This is a genomic window from Halomonas sp. TH-94 (assembly GCF_057473365.1).
Genome location: NZ_JBYCKL010000051.1, coordinates 82,492 through 100,761 on the forward strand (window position 1 = coordinate 82,492; position 18,270 = coordinate 100,761).

At 65.1% G+C, this 18,270-nt stretch carries 17 protein-coding genes; 4 read left to right on the forward strand and 13 right to left on the reverse strand.

The annotated features are described in order from the left end of the window. Positions 1 to 11: 11 nt before the first annotated feature. The 9 genes from AC2VNO_RS10225 to AC2VNO_RS10265 all read right to left on the reverse strand — a co-directional run bounded on the left by AC2VNO_RS10225 (position 12) and on the right by AC2VNO_RS10265 (position 8,234). Positions 12 to 635 (reverse strand): nucleoside triphosphate hydrolase, encoded by a 624-nt coding sequence (locus AC2VNO_RS10225; protein WP_486934030.1) that lies wholly within the window; start codon positions 633 to 635, stop codon positions 12 to 14. A gap of 4 nt (positions 636 to 639) precedes the next feature. Then, a complete protein-coding gene (locus AC2VNO_RS10230; RefSeq protein ID WP_486934031.1) occupies positions 640 to 1,416 on the reverse strand; it encodes an L-iditol 2-dehydrogenase in 777 nt (258 codons plus the stop codon). Beyond that, positions 1,413 to 2,138 (reverse strand): HAD family hydrolase, encoded by a 726-nt coding sequence (locus AC2VNO_RS10235; protein WP_486934032.1) that lies wholly within the window; start codon positions 2,136 to 2,138, stop codon positions 1,413 to 1,415. Before AC2VNO_RS10235 ends, AC2VNO_RS10230 begins: the two co-directional genes overlap by 4 nt. 11 nt (positions 2,139 to 2,149) lie before the next feature. Further along, the gene (locus AC2VNO_RS10240; protein WP_486934033.1) at positions 2,150 to 3,292 is read right to left on the reverse strand and encodes an ABC transporter ATP-binding protein; all 1,143 of its coding nucleotides are present in this window, start codon (positions 3,290 to 3,292) and stop codon (positions 2,150 to 2,152) included. Between the two features lie 11 nt (positions 3,293 to 3,303). Continuing rightward, positions 3,304 to 4,206, reverse strand: coding sequence for a carbohydrate ABC transporter permease (locus AC2VNO_RS10245; RefSeq protein WP_486934034.1), 903 nt, complete (start codon positions 4,204 to 4,206; stop codon positions 3,304 to 3,306). Between the two features lie 15 nt (positions 4,207 to 4,221). After that, positions 4,222 to 5,112 (reverse strand): carbohydrate ABC transporter permease, encoded by an 891-nt coding sequence (locus AC2VNO_RS10250; protein ID WP_486934035.1) that lies wholly within the window; start codon positions 5,110 to 5,112, stop codon positions 4,222 to 4,224. A 69-nt stretch (positions 5,113 to 5,181) separates the two neighbouring features. Beyond that, positions 5,182 to 6,486: an ABC transporter substrate-binding protein gene (locus AC2VNO_RS10255; RefSeq protein ID WP_486934036.1), complete on the reverse strand. Its 1,305-nt coding sequence runs from the start codon at positions 6,484 to 6,486 to the stop codon at positions 5,182 to 5,184. 174 nt (positions 6,487 to 6,660) lie between these two features. Next, on the reverse strand, positions 6,661 to 7,620 hold the full coding sequence (locus tag AC2VNO_RS10260; protein ID WP_486934037.1) for a sugar-binding transcriptional regulator: 960 nt from the start codon (positions 7,618 to 7,620) through the stop codon (positions 6,661 to 6,663). Between the two features lie 56 nt (positions 7,621 to 7,676). Then, positions 7,677 to 8,234 (reverse strand): NUDIX hydrolase, encoded by a 558-nt coding sequence (locus AC2VNO_RS10265; RefSeq protein WP_228575711.1) that lies wholly within the window; start codon positions 8,232 to 8,234, stop codon positions 7,677 to 7,679. A 70-nt stretch (positions 8,235 to 8,304) separates the two neighbouring features. On the opposite strand from AC2VNO_RS10265, the gene AC2VNO_RS10270 reads away from it, so the two are divergent. From AC2VNO_RS10270 to AC2VNO_RS10285, 4 genes are read left to right on the forward strand one after another with little or no spacing between them, the layout of a single operon-like run. After that, positions 8,305 to 8,949 carry a CoA pyrophosphatase gene (locus AC2VNO_RS10270; protein ID WP_486934038.1) on the forward strand — a complete coding sequence of 215 codons (645 nt, stop codon included), beginning with the start codon at positions 8,305 to 8,307 and terminating at the stop codon, positions 8,947 to 8,949. A gap of 31 nt (positions 8,950 to 8,980) precedes the next feature. Beyond that, the gene (locus AC2VNO_RS10275; protein WP_486934039.1) at positions 8,981 to 9,640 is read left to right on the forward strand and encodes a 2OG-Fe(II) oxygenase; all 660 of its coding nucleotides are present in this window, start codon (positions 8,981 to 8,983) and stop codon (positions 9,638 to 9,640) included. Then, positions 9,640 to 11,220 carry a PAS domain-containing sensor histidine kinase gene (locus tag AC2VNO_RS10280; protein ID WP_234277633.1) on the forward strand — a complete coding sequence of 527 codons (1,581 nt, stop codon included), beginning with the start codon at positions 9,640 to 9,642 and terminating at the stop codon, positions 11,218 to 11,220. Before AC2VNO_RS10275 ends, AC2VNO_RS10280 begins: the two co-directional genes overlap by 1 nt. Continuing rightward, the gene (locus AC2VNO_RS10285; protein WP_086511136.1) at positions 11,217 to 11,849 is read left to right on the forward strand and encodes a response regulator transcription factor; all 633 of its coding nucleotides are present in this window, start codon (positions 11,217 to 11,219) and stop codon (positions 11,847 to 11,849) included. Before AC2VNO_RS10280 ends, AC2VNO_RS10285 begins: the two co-directional genes overlap by 4 nt. 58 nt (positions 11,850 to 11,907) lie before the next feature. Here AC2VNO_RS10285 and AC2VNO_RS10290 read toward each other — a convergent pair whose 3' ends face one another. Genes AC2VNO_RS10290 through AC2VNO_RS10305 form a run of 4 tightly spaced genes read right to left on the reverse strand, consistent with a single transcriptional unit; the run spans position 11,908 to position 18,128 of the window. Beyond that, on the reverse strand, positions 11,908 to 12,273 hold the full coding sequence (locus AC2VNO_RS10290; protein ID WP_086511137.1) for a copper-binding protein: 366 nt from the start codon (positions 12,271 to 12,273) through the stop codon (positions 11,908 to 11,910). Position 12,274: 1 nt separating this feature from the next. Next, positions 12,275 to 15,421: an efflux RND transporter permease subunit gene (locus AC2VNO_RS10295; RefSeq protein ID WP_486934040.1), complete on the reverse strand. Its 3,147-nt coding sequence runs from the start codon at positions 15,419 to 15,421 to the stop codon at positions 12,275 to 12,277. An 11-nt stretch (positions 15,422 to 15,432) separates the two neighbouring features. Next, positions 15,433 to 16,890, reverse strand: coding sequence for an efflux RND transporter periplasmic adaptor subunit (locus AC2VNO_RS10300; RefSeq protein WP_486934041.1), 1,458 nt, complete (start codon positions 16,888 to 16,890; stop codon positions 15,433 to 15,435). Then, on the reverse strand, positions 16,887 to 18,128 hold the full coding sequence (locus AC2VNO_RS10305; protein WP_486934042.1) for a TolC family protein: 1,242 nt from the start codon (positions 18,126 to 18,128) through the stop codon (positions 16,887 to 16,889). Before AC2VNO_RS10305 ends, AC2VNO_RS10300 begins: the two co-directional genes overlap by 4 nt. Positions 18,129 to 18,270: the final 142 nt, after the last annotated feature.

Sequence of the window (18,270 nt, forward strand, 5' to 3'; positions counted from 1 at the left end):
CGCCTTACGGGCTAGCGCCAGTAGAGGTCCGGGGCGATGGATTCGTGCTTGATCAGGCGGGCGTTGAGCATGTCCTTGTGGCGCGCCTTGTCGATGGCGCCCTCATGGTTCTGTCCCATGCCCAGCCAGCGCTGGATCAGGCGCGCTTCGAGCACTTCGTCGGCCACCTCGAGGAACAGCGTCATGTCGAACAGCGGGCGCAGGTCGCGCCAGGGGTCGCGGTCGAGCAGCAGGTAGTTGCCCTCGACGATGACGATACGATGCGCCTGGGTGATCAATCGCCCACCGGCCCGGGCCAGGTCCAGCGGCCGGTCGAATACCGGCACCGCCACGCTCCTGTCGGCGCGGCGAATACGCTCCAGGTCGTGCCTGAGGCCCTCGGGGTCGAAGGTTTCCGGTGCGCCCTTGATCGGCAGCTGACCCAGCGGCTCGAGAATGGCGTTGTCGAGGTGGTAACCGTCCATCGGCACCACCGCGGCGATGCCGGGCGCCCGCTCGTTGAGCTCACGGCATAGCCACTCGGAGAGGAACGACTTGCCCGCCCCCGGCGGTCCCGCCAGAGCGACGATGAAGCGCTGCCGGTTCTCCGCGGCCTCCAATAAACGCACCGCCATGTCATGAATATTGGGGTTCATTTTTTCAGCTCATCCAGTTACCGCCGTCCACATTGATTGTCTGAGCGACCACATACTCACTATCGTCGCTGGCCAGAAAGACCGCCGCTCCGGCGTGGTCCTCCGGTTTGCCCATGCGCCCGAAGGGGACCGCCTCGCCGACCAGGCGCTTCTTCTCGCCCAGCGGGCGGTTCTCGAAGCGGGCGAATAGCGCATCGACCTCGCTCCACATGGGAGTGTCGACCACGCCTGGAGCGATGCCGTTGACACGAATGCCGTACTTGATCAGATCGAGCGCGCAGGACTGGGTCAGGCTGATCACCGCCGCCTTGGTGGCACAGTAAGTACTCACCAGTGCCTCGCCGCGACGCCCCGCCTGGGATGCCATATTGATGATCGCCCCACCCTCGCCGCGGGTGACCATATGACGGGCCACCGCCTGCAGGGTGAAGAACAGTCCCTTGGTGTTGACGGCGAACTGGCGCTCGAAGCTCGCCTCGCTCACCTCCAGCACCGGGGCCATGTCGAACACTGCGGCATTGTTGACCAGGATATCGATGCCGCCGAAGCGTTCGGTGACCGCTGCCACCATGGCGGCGATGGAGTCGCAATCGCAGACGTCGAGGCGCACGCCCATGGCACGCCCGTCGGCCTCGAGTTCGGCCAGCGCTTCGTCGATGGCACCGCCGTCGATGTCGGCGATCGCCACCCGCGCGCCTTCGGCAAGGTAGCGCTTGACGATGGCCAGGCCGATGCCGCGCGCGCCCCCCGTTATCACCGCCACTCTGTGCTGCAGCTTCATTTCGGAGTCTCCTCGTTGAACGCACCGACGCTGTTCGCGGCACGACGATGCCTTTTGCGCTCCTCACGCCACTGACCGACCAGGGCCTCCAGGCCGTGCATGGCCGGCAGCACCTGCCAGGCGCCGGCCCGGCGCAGCCGTTCGGCATGACCCGCCTCGATGTGGCTGGCACCGGTGAAACCGATCACCGTCATGCCGGCGGCGTGGGCCGCCGTCACGCCGGAAACGCTATCCTCCACCACCAGGCAGTCGCCCGGCGCCCGGCCCATTCGCCGTGCCGCCAACAGGTAGAGGTCGGGGGCCGGCTTGGGCCGTTCGACTTCGTCGGCGGTGAACAGCGGCACCTCGCCGAGCCGGGCATCGAGCCCGGTGACGGCCAGCGAGGCCAGCACGCGCCGACGGCGGCTGTTTGAGACGATGGCCAGCGGCATCTCGATAGCGGCCAGGGTGGCGGCCACGCCCTCCACAGCGCGCAGTTCCTCGCCCAGGCGCGCCTCGATGGCGCTGTCGATACGCTCCAGGGCATCGTCGGGCAGTCGGTGTGCACTCTGCCGCTCCAGCCGCTCGAGGATCGCCCCCGTGGTCATGCCCAGCGCCTGGCGCAGGGCGACGTCCTCGGGGATGTCCGGCAGCAGTTGGCTGAGCTGTTGCGCCAGCGTCGCCTCGGCAATCACCTCGCTGTCCACCAGCACACCGTCGCAGTCGAAGATCAGCGTTTCCATGCCTGCCCCGCTCATAGGCCGCCCGCCGCAACCGGGGCCCGGTGGTCCTGACGGCTGAGCCCGGCCAGGGGATGTCGGGTGAGACTGGGCAGCGCCAGCCCTGCAGTATCGAACAGGTGAGCGCAGCTCCGTTCGAAGCCGAAGCGCAAGGTGTCGCCGACACGGCTGTCGACGTTGCCGTCAGCGCTTACGGTGACCAGCGTGTCCTGCATGCGCACGTAGAGCGAAGTCACCCCGCCCAGGCGCTCGATCACCTCGATGCGCCCCGAGAGCGGTCCCTGCGGGTCGAGCAGCAGATGCTCGGGACGGATGCCCAGCGTCAGCGAGCCATCGTCCAGCTTGCTGCCATCTACCGGTATCTCGCGGCTAGCGCCATCGGGTAGACGCACCTCGACGCCCGCCGGGGTGGCATTGACGAGCTCCACCTCCAGGAAGTTCATCTTCGGCGAGCCGATGAAGCCGGCCACGAAGCGATTGCGCGGGTGATGGTAGAGCTCCATGGGCGAGCCCACCTGCTCGACCACGCCCCCCTGCAGCACGACGATCTTGTCGGCCATGGTCATGGCCTCGATCTGGTCGTGGGTGACGTAGATCATGGTGGCATCGAGCTCTTCATGCAGGCGTGCCAGCTCGATGCGCATCTGTACCCGCAGCGCCGCGTCGAGGTTGGAGAGCGGCTCGTCGAACAGGAAGATGCTGGGGTTGCGCACGATGGCACGGCCGATGGCTACCCGCTGACGCTGTCCTCCCGAGAGCGCCTTGGGCTTGCGCTCGAGCAGCGGCTCGAGCTGCAGGATCGCCGCCGCCTCGCGCACCTTGCGCCGACGCTCCTCCTTGGGCACCCCGGCGAGCTTGAGGCTGAAACCCATGTTGTCCTCGACGGTCATGTGCGGGTAGAGCGCGTAGCTCTGGAACACCATCGCCAGGCCGCGCTCGGCGGGACCGACCTCGTTCATGCGCTGGCCGTCGATCAGGATGTCGCCCGAGGTGGCGCTCTCGAGCCCGGCGATCATGCGCAAGAGGGTCGACTTGCCGCAGCCGGAGGGGCCGACGAAGACCACGAATTCGCGATCGTTGACCTCGAGGTCGACGCCCTTGATCACCTCTGTAGCCTCGAAGCGCTTGACGATGTCGTGCAGTTGTAGCGTTGCCATGGGAAACCTCGTTACTTGACGGCGCCGAAGGTGAGACCGCGTACCATCTGCTTTTGAGTCAACCAGCCGAAGATCAGGATCGGTGCGATGGCCATGGTGGAAGCGGCCGATAGCTTGGCCCAGAACAGCCCCTCGGGACTCGAGAACGATGCGATGTAGGCGGTGAGCGGTGCGGCGTTGGACGAGGTCAGGTTGAGACTCCAGAACGCCTCGTTCCAGCTCAGGATCACCGACAGCAGCCCGGTCGAGGCGATACCGGGAAGGGTCAGCGGCAGCAGCAGGTACAGCACCTCCTGGAACGTGCTCGCCCCATCCATGCGTCCCGCCTCGAGGATGTCCCGTGGAAGATCCTTGAAGAAGGTGTAGAGCATCCACACCACGATCGGCAGATTCATCAAGGTGTAGACGATGATCAGCCCGGTACGGGTGTCGAGCAGGCCGAAATCGCGAAAGATCAGGTAGATCGGCACCAATACGCCCACAGGCGGCAGCATCTTGGTGGAGAGCATCCACAGCAGCGTGGCCTTGGTGCGCCGTGTGGGCAGGAAGGCCATCGCGTAGGCCGCGGGAATGGCGATGGCGAGCGCCAGCAGGGTCGAGCCGAAGGCCACTACCACGCTGTTCAGCGCGAACTTGAAGTAGTCGGCCCGGGCCTGCACGGCGGCGTAGCTCTCAAGCGTCGGAGTGAAGAACAGGCTGGGGTCGGCGATCGCCTCGGCCTCGGTCTTGAAACCGGTCAGCACCATCCACAGGATGGGGAAGAAGATGATCAGCGCAATGCCCCAGCCCAGCAGCGTGAGCCATACCCGCCGCATCCCGGCGCTGGGCATCAGCGGCGTATGGCGAACTTCGCTGTCGGGCGTGGCGGCCAGGTGGCCCTCGGCCGGTAGCACCTTGGTCTTGAGTGTGGTCATGAGCGGCTCCTCGCCTCAGCTTTCCAGGTTCCTGGCCACCAGCCGGACCAGGAAGATGGCGACGATATTGGCCAGGATGATGGCGACCACCCCACCCGCGGAGGCCAGACCGACGTCGAAGTCGAGCAGCGCCTGCATGTAGATAAGGAACGCCAGATTGGTGGTGGCGAGCCCCGGCCCACCCGAGGTGGTGACGTAGATCTCGGCGAAGATCGTCAGCAGGAAGATCATCTGGATCATGATCACCACGCTGATGGCACGCTTGAGGTGCGGCAGGGTGATATAGAAGAACACCGCGATCGGGCCGGCCCCATCCATGCGCGCCGCCTCGACCTGGTCTTCATCGAGCGACTGCATGGCGGTGAGCAATATCAGCAGCGCGAACGGCAGCCACTGCCAGGCCACGATGATGATGATCGAGGTGAGCGGCAGTGCCGAAAACCAGTCCACCGCCGGCAGGCCGAACACTCCGGCTAGCCACGCCAGCACCCCGTTGCCGGGATGCATCATCATGTTCTTCCATACCAGGGCGCTGACCGTGGGCATGACGAAGAACGGCGAAATGGCCAGCACCCGGGCGATGCCACGCCCGGGAAACTCCTGCTGAAACAGCACTGCGAGCAGGACCCCGCCGACCACGGTGATCGTCAGTACCGAGCCCACCAGCAGCAGGGTGTTGCCCATGGCACGCCACAGCGCCGGATCGGTGAACAGAAACTCGTAGTTCTCCAGACCGGCAAAGCCGTCCATGCCGGGCATCAGCAGGTTGTAGCGCTGCAGCGAGAACCATACGGTCATGCCCAGCGGAACCAGCATCCACAGCAGCAGCAGCGTGACCGCGGGGGCCTGCAGCGACAGCGAGCGCAGACCGCCGACGGTACGCCCGGAGGCGCGTGTCTTGCTCATAGCATCACCATGAAACGTCGGGAGGTTGGCCGCCGGGCACTGCCCCGACGGCTAGGCGAGTGCAGCGGATCAGTAACCGGCGCGCTGCATGGTGCGCTGGGTGGCGCGCTGAGCGTTTTGCAGCGCCTGCTCCACGCCGGTATCGCCGGTCAATGCCGCGGCGACGGTCTGGCCCACCTGGGTACCGATCGACTGGAATTCCGGGATGCCCACGAACTGCACGCCGATATAGGGGCTCGGCTCCAGCGTCGAGTCGGTGGGGTCGGCGCTGTTGATGGCGTCGAGCACGAAGCTGGCGAAAGGTGCCTCGCGCTGGTAGTTCTCGTTGGCGTAGGTGGATTCACGGGTGCCCGGCGGCACGCTGGTCCAGCCCTGGGTTTCGCCGACCAGTTCGATGTACTCCTGCGACGTGGCCCATGTCAGGAAAGCCTGGGCGGCCTCCTGCTTCTCGGAGGAGGCGGGAATGGCCAGCGCCCAGGACCACAGCCAGTGTGCGCCCTTGGGCGTCTCGGCCACCGGTGCCGGGGCGAAGCCGAGGCGATCGGCCACCTGCGACTCATCCGGATTGTAGAGTTTGCCCGCCGCCGAGGTGGCGTCGACCCACATGGCACAGTTGCCGCGCGAGAACAGCGCCAGGTTCTCGTTGAAGCCGTTGGAGCTGGCCCCTGGCGGGCCGTAGTTGCCGAGCAGATCGACGTAGAAGCCGATGGCCTCCTGCCAGGCCGGCGAGTCGAGCTCGGGATTCCACTCCTCGTCGAACCAGCGCCCGCCGAAGGTGTTCACCAGGGTGGAGACGAAGGCCATGTTCTCGCCCCAACCCGGCTTGCCGCGCAGGCAGATACCGGCCAGCTGGTTGCCGGGGTCGTGCAGCTCGGCCGCCCAGTCGCGCACCTCTTCCCAGCTCGGCTGCTCGGGCATCTCGATGCCGGCCTCTTCGAACAGGTCGGTGCGGTAGTAGAGCATCGAGCTCTCGGCGTAGAACGGCAGCGCGTACAGGGAGCCATTATGGGAGAGGCCGTCGCGCACCGGCCGCAGCAGGTCCTCCTCCCGGTAGGCCTCGGGCAGGTCGTCGAGGGCGGCGAGCCAGCCGCGCTCGGCCCAGATCGGCGCCTCGTAGGTGCCGATGGTCATGACGTCGAACTGGCCGCCGTCGGTGGCGATGTCGGTGGTCAGGCGCTGGCGCAGCACGTTCTCCTCGAGCACCACCCAGTTGACCTGTATGCCCGGATGAGCCTCCTCGAAGGCCTCGGTCAGGCTCTGCATGATCACCATGTCGTTGTTGTTGACCGTGGCCACGGTGATGGTCTGGGCCTGGGCGGCGCTAGCGACGGCGAGCGTCAGGCCGGCAAGGGGAAAGGCGTAAGCGAGCTTCATTTTCAGGCTCCTGTGTGCTGGGCGTGCCGCAAGGGGCGTTGTTGTTGGGTGCCGGGAGTCGTTTTTTGATCATTTAATCATCAGGCGATCAAATGATCGGACACGAACAACAAAAAGGCAAAGCCAAGCGCCTTAGACTTTAGGCTAGGCTAGGTCAAATCAGATCGGGTCGGGTCATGTCAGCGCTTCGCTTTCGAGGATATAGCGTGCGGCACTCTCGTCGGTGACGAGTCCTTTGAGCCAGCCGCCACGCAGTGCGGCAAGGATTGCCGGTCCCTTGTCGCGGCCTCCGGCCAGTGCCACCAGCGTCTGGTGGCGAAACATCTCCAGCGGCAGGCTGGTGACGCGGTGGGTGATCGAACATTCGATGACGGCGCCGTTGCGATCGAGCGGCCAGCCGAGCAGCTCACCCACGGTATTGCGCGCAAGCAGCTCATCGAGCTCGGCCTCGCTGATGAAGTGGTCTTGATACAGGGTGGCCTGGCGGTCGATGCGCCCCACCCCGATATAGGCCGCTTCGGCATCCTTGGCAACCTCGACGATGGCCTGGAACAGACGCTGGCCGAGCATCGCCTCCTTCTCCTCCACCGAGCCGGCCACTACCGGCGCAGGCAGCAGGAAACGCTCGCCACCGGTCTTGTCGGCCAGCACCATTACCCCATCGTAGCGGTTGGCGGAACCGTCGCGGGCAACGTTGCCCACCAGCGAGACGAAGCGATGCTGAGGGCGTTCGATGCGGCTGAGCGCCTCCACCGTGGCACGTATCGAGCGCCCCGTTCCCAGCGACAGGGTCAGCGGCTCAGCGCGCTCGATCAGCCTTGCCAGGCGCTCTGCCCCGGCCACCGCCAGGTAATGGGCGCTGCTCTCGGGGGTTTCAGGGTCGGCCGGCACCACGTCGCAGAACTCGAGTCCGAAGCGCTTGAGAATGGCGTCCGACATGACCATGCAGTTGGCCAGCGGATGGTCGATGTGCACCTTGACCAGCCCCTCCTGGCGCGCCAGGGCCAGCAGCCGCTGCACGCCGGGCCGCGATACCCCGAGCTGGCTGGCAATCTCGTCCTGGGTTCGCCCGCCCACGTAGGAGAGCCAGGCCGCACGCGCCGCCTGGTCCAGTTTCAGCTCGAACTTGTCCACGTTACCCGCTCCTTCTCGGTTGCCTATCAGGCCGATCCCCCACTTGCTACTTCAAATCAGGCCGAACCAAAGTAGCGTTCACGATCCTCGGCGGTGATGTCGCTGATATGCAGCGGATAGTGGCCGGCGCCGCGGTCGGTGTAGAAATGACGCAGGGTACGTTCGATGGTGGGAAAGGCCAGCTCGTCCCAGGGAATCTCGTGCTCCTCGAACAACGCCACTTCGAGGCTCTCGGGGCCGGCGGAGAAACTGTCCAGGAGGTCCGCAAGAAAGATCATGTAGACCTGATTGATGTGCGGTAGGTTGATCAGGGTGTAGAGCCCTGCGATGCGTACCTCGGCACACGCCTCTTCACGGGTTTCCCGAGCGGCCGCTTCGACAGTGGTTTCGGCATTCTCCATGAAGCCCGCCGGCAGGGTCCAGAAGCCTTTGCGCGGTGAGATGGCCCGGCGGCACAGCAGGACACGCGAGCCGCTTACCGGCAGGGTGCCGGCGACGATGCGAGGGTTCTGATAGTGGATCGAGCCGCAGGCATCGCACAGGTATCTGGGCCGATCGTCCCCTGCCGGAATCGCGAAACGTACGGTTTGGCCACAGTGGCTGCAGAAGTTCATGGATCTCCCTGGCAGGCTTGACGTCGGCGAAGGCCCCCGGGTAGAAGGAACCAAATCCGATGGAAGCCCCATGTTAGAGAAACTTCGCAAGCGCCTGCAAGCGCACGATCCTCGCCACCTTCGCCTCGACATGCCCCGTGCCGCGGTGCTGATGCCCATCGTCGACCGTCCCGAGCCGACGCTGCTGTTCACTCGTCGTGCGGGGCATCTCAATACCCACAGCGGTCAGGTGGCATTCCCCGGCGGCAAACGAGAGAAGACCGATCGCGATTTGCTCTACACCGCCCTGCGCGAGTCCCATGAGGAGATCGCCCTGCCGCCGGAGCGGGTCGAGATGCTAGGGCGTCTGTCGGACGTGATCTCACTGCACGGCATCCTGGTTACGCCCTATGTGGGACTGATTCCGCCAGACTTGCCGTTGGTGCCCGACCCCGGCGAGCTCGACGCCATCTTCGAAGTACCGCTGGAGCTGTTTCTGCAGGATCGTCGCCACCATACCGACGTCATCCCGGTGAACGGCCGCCCCTATTACGTACCCAGCTACCACACCAAGGGCCAGGTGATCTGGGGGCTCTCGGCGATGATGCTGGTTGAGCTGCTGGCAGAAGGCTTCGAGCGCCCCATCAGCCTCCTCGATGAACCGCCCCATGGGCAGCTATGCTATTTTCCCGAGCGCCTGCTGCGCAGCTCGCAAACCGAGACTCGCCGGCCCTGACGCTCGCCACCCAGGAGATTTCGCCTCGCCTATGTCGCTGCTCAACCGACCGGCCTTCGCTGCCAGCACCTTGCCTACCCTGATCGACGCCCTGGTCGAGCAGGGCTGGTTCATCGGTGAGAATTTTCTCGACGCCGAGCTGTGCTACGACCTGCACCGTGAGCTCGCCCAGATGGCCGAGCGCAACGCGCTGGCTGCCGCAGGTATCGGCCGCGGCGACGAACATCAGCTGCGCCACGACATCCGCGGCGACGCCATTCACTGGCTGGACCGTGAGAGCCTCGCCCAGCGCCGCTACCTCGAGGCCATGGGCGAACTGCAGCGCGAACTGAACCAGGCACTGTTTCTGGGCCTGTTCGAATACGAGGCGCACTTCGCCCACTACCCGCCCGGCGCCTTCTACAAGAAGCATCTGGACAGCTTCCGCGGACGCGCCAACCGTGTGGTCTCCACGGTAGGCTATCTCAACCCCGACTGGCCGGCGGACGGTGGTGGCGAGATGGTCATCTTCTCCGATGACGACAGCGAGCGCGAAGTAGCCCGTGTACGCCCGGAAGCCGGCAACTTCGCCTGCTTTCTCGCCGAGACCGTGCCCCACGAGGTGCTGCCCACCCGCCTGCCGCGAGCCAGCATCGCCGGCTGGTTCCGGCGCAACGCCTCGCTGGGCGGCCTGGTGGACCCGGCGCGCTGATGGCCGACGAACGCGAGGCGCTGCGCGCCCGGCTGGCCGAACTCGAGGCGCGCAAGGCCGCTCTCGAAGCGAGAGTCGCCGAGCTCGACGAGGAGAAGCGCCACTATCGCTGGCTGGCGGAGAGCACCACCGACCTGATCTCGCGCCACGCCCGCGACGGCACCTTCCTCTACGCCTCGCAGGCCGCCCGCGACCTGCTCGGCTACGAGCCCGAGGAGCTGATCGGCGTCTCGGCCTACGACCTGTTCCACCCATCCGACCTCGCCGATCTGCTCAACAAGTCGCCGCGGGTCTACTACCACGACGGCTTCTATCAGCAGACCTACCGCTTCCGCGCCAAGGACGGACACTACGTCTGGTTCGAGACCACCAGCCGCACCCGCCGCGACCCGGCCACCGGCGAGCTGATCGACGTGCTCTGCGTCTCCCGCGACGTGGGCCGGCGCATTCGCGCCGAGGCCAATCGCGAGCGCCTGGCCCGGGTGGTGGAATCGACCACCGACTACGTGCTGTTCTGCGACGGCGAAGAGCGGCTGTTCTACTCCAACGAGGCGGCGCGACGCTTGCTGGGCTTGCCGCGCGAAGGGCTCGATGCCCGGCTCGAGCGAGCCTATACCCCGAGCTCGCTTGCCATCCTGCGAGAGATCGTGCTGCCCGCCGTGGCCCGCTACGGCTCCTGGAGCGGCGAGCTGGAGATGCCGGGCCCCAAGGGGCCGGTGCCGGTGCTCAGCGTGGTGCTGGCCCACCGCGGCCCCGGCGCCGAGCCCGACCACCTCTCGCTGCTCAATCGCGACATCGGCCTGCGCAAGGCCGCCGAGGCCCAGGCGCGACGCCATCAGGAACAGATCGCCCACGCCAACCGGCTGGCCACCACCGGAGAGCTCGCCTCCAACATCGCCCATGAGCTGAACCAGCCGCTGGGGGCCATTGCCAATTACGTCAGCGGCGCGCTGCTGCAACTGCATGCCGATCCGAATCGCCCGGCCAGCGACCTCGCGCTGCCCCTCGAGCGGATCGACACCCAGGTGCAGCGACTGGCGCAGCGGCTGCGCCACATTCGCACCTTCGTGCGCAAGGGACAGACCCGCCCGCGCCCGGTGGTGCTGTTCGAGGTGGTGGATGCCGCCTGCCGGCTGTGCGAGTGGCAGTACCAGCAGGCCGGAGTGAGCCTGACCCATGACCTGCCGGAAACGCTGCCTCGCGTGATGGCCGACCCCATCGCCCTGGAGCAGGTGCTGGTCAATCTGCTGCTCAACGCGCTGGAAGCGAGCCGCGAACGGCCTGCCGCCGTGCGGGTCGAGATCCGCGCACGACGCAGCGGCCGGCGTGAGGTGACCTTCAGCGTCCGCGACCAGGGTCCCGGCGTTACCGACGACGACGCTCAGGCCATCTTCGCACCGTTCCACTCCAGCCGTCCGGAGGGCCTCGGCATGGGCCTTGCCATCAGCCGCTCGCTGATGGAAGCCATGGGCGGCAGCCTGGCACTGACCGACGGTTCCGAGGGCGCCACCTTTACCGGTACACTGCTGGCCGAACCAAGCCCCATCCACCGCAGCAAGCCGCCCCGGAGCCAGCCGTGACCGAGCCTACTCGTGCCCCCCGTATCGCCGTGGTCGACGACGACGAGGCACTGCGCGACTCGCTGGCCTGGCTGCTCGACTCCGTAGGCCTGGCCACGCGCGCCTTTGCCGACGGCGAGGCGTTTCTCGCCGCCGACCCGGCAAGCTTCGATGCGGTACTGCTCGACGTACGCATGCCCGGTCTCTCCGGCCTGCAGGTACAGCAGCGCCTGCTGGAGCGTGGCGACAGCGCCCCGGTGATCTTCATGACCGGCCACGGCGACGTGCCCATGGCGGTGGCCGCCCTCAAGGCCGGCGCCTTCGACTTCATCGAGAAACCCTTCAACCAGCAGCAGCTGATCGACGCCGTGCAGCAGGCGCTCGCCGAGTATCGGCGCCAGCGCGCCGTGAGCGAGCGCATCGACACCCTGCGCGCGCGCTACGACGCCCTGCGCCCCAAGGAGCGCCAAATCCTGGTGCTGGTGGCCGAGGGCCTGACCAGCCGTGAGATCGCCGAGCGCCTCGACGTCAGCGCCAAGACGGTGGAGATCTACCGCCTGCGAGGCATGAAGGCGCTGGGTGCCGGCAACCTGGCCGAGCTGGTGCGCTTCTGCGTGGCGCTGGGGCTGGTGGAGCCCTTGCCGAAGTAAGAACGGCCGCCTCCGAAGAGAGCGGCCGTCCGGCTTCTTGCAGGAAGCGCACCCAATCTCAGTCGATGGTCTCGAGAGAGACGATTTCGTAGTCGGTCTCGCCGGTTTGACGCAGTACGAAGATGATCTGGTCTTCCGTATTCACCAGCTCGGCCAGCGCCGGATCTGCCAGCGCCAGCTCCATGGTCATGGCTGGCCAGCGAAGCTCGGCGATAGGTTCATGTGCTACCAGCACACTGCTGCCATCCTGCGCTATCGACCGTACGATCCCGACACCTTCCGCCGTGCGCATTTCCTGATGTTCATGACCAGTCTGGGCACCATGAGCCGCGTGCTTGCCATGTCCATGATCACTGCTCGCCACTGCCGGAGCTGCCATAATGAGTCCCATCACGACCACCAACTGAAGCATACTGTTTTTCATATCAAAGGTTTCCTTCGGTTTTGGAGTTGCTGAGCGCAGCCTCTGACGAGACAGACTCGGGAAAGTGTCGCCGCTGCCATAGCCAGTAGAGGACGGGAATGAGCAGCAGTGAAACCAGGGGAGCGGAGATCATGCCGCCTACCATGGGCGTGGCGATGCGCTGCATGGCCTCGGAGCCGGGGCCGGAATCCAGCAACAGCGGACTCAGTCCCAGCACCACCGTCAACGAGGTCATCGCCTTGGGCCTAACCCGCATCACAGCGCCCTCGATAATTGCCTCGCGCAGCTCGCCACGGCTGCGGGGCTGGCGTTGCTCGACCGCCCCTTTGACATACATCAGCATGACCACGGCGAACTCTGCCGACAGCCCGATCAGCAGGATGAAACCTGCCGCCACGGCCACCGAGATGTCATAGGCAAACCAGTAGAGCAGCCACACCCCCCCGACGGCAGCGAACGGCAGCGACCCCATCAGCATGAAAGTCTCGGCGGCGTTGCGAAAGCAAAGGTAGAGCAGCAGGAAGATCAATACGATGGTCACTGGGACGACCCACTGCAGTCGTTCCTTGGCCCGCTCCATATACTCGTACTGACCCGACCAGGTCACCGAATACCCGGCAGGCAACGTGACCTGTTCCATCACCCGTTGCCGCGCCTCGGCCACATAGGAGCCGATATCGCGCCCGCGGATGTCGACCACCACCCAGCCGTTGAGACGTGCGTTCTCGGTACGAATCATGGCCGGACCGTCCACGATGTCCACCTGTGCCAGCGCCTGCAGGGGAAGGTAGGCCCCCGCCGAGGTGATCACCGGTAGATCCCGCAGGCTCTCCAGCGAGTCGCGCCAGTCCTGGGGATAGCGCAGGTTGATGGGGTAGCGCTCCAGCCCCTCGACGGTTTCGCTTACATTCATCCCCCCGACGGCGGTTTGAATGATGGCCTGAAGGTCGCTGACATTGACGCCATGGCGCGCGGCGGCTCGCCGGTCGATATCCACTTCGACGTAACGCCCGGCGGCGGTGCGATCGGCATACGCCGACGCTGTACCCGGCACATCTTGGAGCACGCGTTCGATCTCCCGCCCAACACGCTCGATCTCTGCCAGGTCGGATCCAGCCACCTTGATGCCCACCGGCGAGCGGATGCCGGTCGAGAGCATGTCGATGCGCGTCTTGATCGGCGGCACCCAGACATTGGCCACCCCCGGGAAACTGACTGCCTCATCGAGTTCGCGAATGATATCGGCCTTGGTCATGCCATCGCGCCACTGGTCGCGTGGCTTGAAGCGAATGACGGTCTCCAGCATGCCGATGGGGGCCGGGTCGGTGGCCGTATCGGCACGCCCCGCCTTGCCGAAGACACGATCCACCTCCGGTACCGACATGATCAGACGATTGGTCTGCTGCATGAATTCACGCACCTTGCCGATGGAGACACCGGGCTCCAGCGAGGGCATGTACATGAGATCGCCTTCATCCAGCTGGGGCATGAATTCACTGCCCAGCTTGGTCGCCGGATAGGCCACGCTGGCGGCAATCAGCACTGCTGCGGCAATGGTGGCCCAGGGATAGCGCAGCAGGGCATCGAGCCCGGGGCGGTAGATGGCGATCAACATGCGGCTCAGCGGATGGGCAGACTCAGGGCGTATACGCCCGCGCACCAGATAGCCCATGAGCACCGGGACCAGGGTGATACCCAGCCCGGCCGCCGCTGCCATGGCATAGGCACCGGTAAAGGCCAAGGGCTGGAACATGCGGCCTTCTTGCCCTTGGAGAGTGAAGAGCGGCAGAAAGCTGACCACGATGATCAACAGCGCGAAGAAGATCGGCCGGCCGGTCTCCTTGGCCGCCTCGGCCACGGTATGCCAGCGATCCTCGCCCGGGGGCGCCTTCTCGAGCCGCTTGTGCAGGTTTTCCACCATGACGATGGCGGCGTCCACCATGGCGCCGATGGTCACGGCAATGCCGCCCAGCGACATGATATTGGCGTTGATGCCCTTGGCCTGCATGATCATGAGTGCCGCCAGAATGCCGATCGGTAGTGCCACGATCGCAACCAGCGCCGAGCGGAAGTGGAGCAGGAACACCACGCAAACCAGAGCAATGATCAAGAATTCCTGTAACAACTTGATCGTTAGGTTGTCGACAGACTCCTGGATCAGCACCGAGCGATCGTAGGTTTCCACGATCTCCACCCCTTCGGGCAGGCTCGCGCGCAACTCGTCGAGGCGCGCCTTGACGCGCTCGATGGTGGCAAGAGCATTCTCGCCATGACGCATGACCACCAGGGCTCCCACAGCCTCGCCCTCGCCATCCAGCTCAGCGATGCCGCGGCGGGCAGCGGGGCCGATGCGGATCTCGGCCACATCCTCGAGCAGCACTGGAGTGCCGTCACCGCCAAGGCCAACCGGCACCAGGCGAAGCTCCTCGATGCCGGTCAGATAACCACGGGAGCGAACCATGTATTCCGCTTCACCCATCTCGATAACCGAACCGCCCGCCTCCCGGTTGGCGCCTTCGATGGCCGAGCGGATGCCGGACAGGGTCAGCCCATAGGCACGCGCACGATTCGGGTCAAGCACCACCTGGTACTGCTTGACCATGCCGCCCACCGTGGCGACCTCGGACACGCCCGTCACGGACTGCAGCTCGAACTTCAGGAACCAGTCCTGCAGCGAGCGCAGGCCGGCCAGGTCGAGCTCGCCGCTGCGGTCCACCAGGGCGTACTGGTAGACCCAGCCCACACCGGTGGCGTCCGGCCCCAGCGCCGGCGTGGCGCCGGCTGGCAGCCGCGGCGCCACCTGGCTCAGGTACTCGAGCACGCGGGAGCGTGCCCAGTAGGGATCGGTGCCATCCTCGAACAGCACGTAGACGTAGGAGTCGCCGAACATGGAGAACCCGCGCACGTCGCGCGCCTGGGGTACGGCCAGCATGGCCGTCGACAGCGGGTAGGTGACCTGATCCTCTACCACCTGAGGTGCCTGGCCGGGATAGCTGGTGTGCACGATCACCTGGACGTCGGAGAGGTCGGGGATGGCATCCAGCGGCATTTGCCTGGCTGTGAAGAGCCCCCAGACGACGAAAATAGCCGTCACCAAGAGCACCAGCAGGCGATTATGCAACGACCACGTGATGATCCTTTCGATCATGAAACGACTCCTCAGTGGTCGTGAGCCAGCGGCTCGATGGCGGTGATTTCGTAGACGAACTCCTCGCGCTCGCGCATGCGGAAGCGCATCGGCATATCGTCGTGCAGCCCATCGAGTTCGAGATCATCGGCCACGGTGAAGTCCATGACCATTGCCGGCCAGCCCAGCAGGGGAATCGGCGCGTGGTCGACGTTAAGCACGCGGGCATCGCGGTCGATGGAAATCAGGCGCCCATCGGCCCAGACATCGCCATCCGAACTCTCCTGCTCGGCTTCGGTCATGCGCGCCAGCTCGGCACTGGCTGCCGCTTCGGAGTCGAGCAGGAAGTGGCCGGAGAGAACCACGCGCTCTCCTTCCTTGAGGCCTTCGATGATCTCCAGGTTGCCGTTGGCACGACGCCCTACCTGAACTTCACGCGCCTGGAAACGCCCTTCACCCAGCGCCAGGATGACGCGGTCCTGCCTGCCGGTACGGATCACGGCCTCGGCCGGCAGGTACAGGACGCCCTGCAGCGGTCGAGTGGTCAGTTGGACATCGGCATACATTCCCGGCTTGAGTCGCTCACCGGGATTGTCAAAGGCCAGGCGAACCTGAACGGTTCGCGTCTGACTGTTCAGGCTCGGATAGATATAGTCGATCTTGCTCTCGAGACGCTCGCCCGGGCGGAAGGGCAGCTTCACATGGGCGGCGTCACCTCGAGCCACGGCATCCACCTGATGCTCGAACAGGTCGGCAATCACCCATACCTGCGAGAGGTCGGCAATGGTCATCACCTCGGTGCCCGGTGTGACATACATGCCTTCACGCACGTTCAGCGACTCCACTACCCCACTCTGCCCCGCCCGTACGGAGATCAGTCGGCGCGGCTGACCGGCCCGCTCGATCTCGGCAATCTCGGCGGCACTGACCCCCAGCGCCCGGAGGCGCTCGCGCGCAGGAGCAGGACTGCCGCCACGACGCACGACATGCAGCAGCTCTTCCTGGGCATTGACCAGTTCCGGCGAATAAAGGCGGAACAAGAGCTGCCCCTCCTCTACCCGCTCGCCGGTGGTTCTTACGCTGAGTTCCTCGATCCAGCCCTGAGTACGCAGGTGAACGTGGCTGAGTCTCGATTCGTCATAGTCGACGAAGCCGACTGTCTCGACCAGGCGCGCCAGATCACCACGAGCCACCGAGCCGATACGCACATTCATATTCTGCTGCACGACAGGGCTGATACTGACTGTGCCGGGCGTCGCGTCGCCGCCACCCGCATAGATCGGAATGAAGTCCATGCCCATCTCATCCTTGCGCGGCTCGGGAGAGGTCACGGAGGGGTTATGTGGGTGGCGGTAATAGAGAATCTCTCTCTCACCGTTGGTCGTGTCCACCGCGGCAACGTGTGCGTGGGAACCCGGCCAGTAGGTCACGGCAGCGGCGCCTGCGGCAGCCCCCGCAGCCAGCAGGACGATGACAGCGAACGCCTTCATGCGTTTTCTCCCAGTAGATAGAGCAGGTCCACCTGCTCAAGGCGACGCTGCGACCCGATACGCACGGCCTCGATGCGTGTTTCCAGTTCGGTCAGGCGGGCGCGCACGAGCGAATTGAAATCCGTCGTACGGTTGCGATACCCATGCTCGGCGGCTTCGGCGTTCTCCCTGGCCTGGGGCAGCAGAAGCTGCTGATAACGGCGTTCACGCTCGCTCATCAGCTGCCATCTGGCTTGGCTCTCTCCCAGTTGGCGCTGCAACTCGCGGGCCTGTTCATCCCAGGCATACTGGGCGGCTTCACGTCGATGCACGCTGGCCGATAGGTCGCGATCCTGGCGCTGACGAGTGAAAAGCGGCAGGTCGACCATGACCATCGCCGACATGCGATCCGGCATGCCCATGCCCCGTTGCGTCGGCGTACCGTAGGTCAGCTCGACCGACCACTGCGGTTTGTATCCTTGACGAGCCAGTTCCACGCCATGGTTGCCGGCATCGATAACGGCCTGCTCGGCATCCAGCAGTGGATGCGCCAGCAAGGTTCCCGCGGGCTCGGCCAGCTCGGGAAGGTCGAGAGACAAGGGGCGCGAGAGGGCTTCATTACCCACCCAGCGCGCTAGCTGAGCCTGTGCTACTGCCTCCTGCGCCTGGACATTCAACAAGCGGTCATGCAATCGGCTCAGCTCCAGCTCGGCGCGCAGCAGATCCTGCTGGTCGGCAAAGCCGGAAGCGAACTCGCGCTCAGTGATTTCACGCAGGTCCTCGAACAAAGGCTGGCTCTGCTCCAGCACGCCGAGGATGGCGCGCTGCTCGGCAAGCACCAGGTAAGAGCGCCGTACGGCGCGCACTGCAGCCAGTTCTGCATTGCTGCTTCGCGCCGCTTCCGCCTGGGCCATGGCCGATTCCCGCTCGCTGGCCAACCGACGGCTGTCACCTCGAGGGAAGGTCTGGCGCACGCCCACACGGAGCTGGGTCATGGAATCGTCATCGATGGAAATACCATCTCTTGCAACATCCATGACCTCCATGATCAGCATGGGGTCAGGGAGCTGTCTGACTGAGATGGCGGCCTCGCGGCGAGCCTCCGCCAGCTCTCGATAACGCAGCGTGGCTGGGTCGTCGATTAGAGCAAGTCGTTCCGCTTCACTGAGCGATAACACTTGCTCTGAAAGTGCCGAGAGAGGTAATAGAAATGCTGTGCTCAGCAACACTGCGAGCATCGTTGGTAATCGAAATGCCATGAGCCACCCTCCACGCTCGCCAGAGTGCTGCTAAAAAACGGCACCCCGTTATATTTTTATCAAGCATCTATTAAACCGCCTGACATTACTTACCAAACTGGCCAGCTCGAGCCGGCCAGTCTTAACTACAAGGTTTGGAATA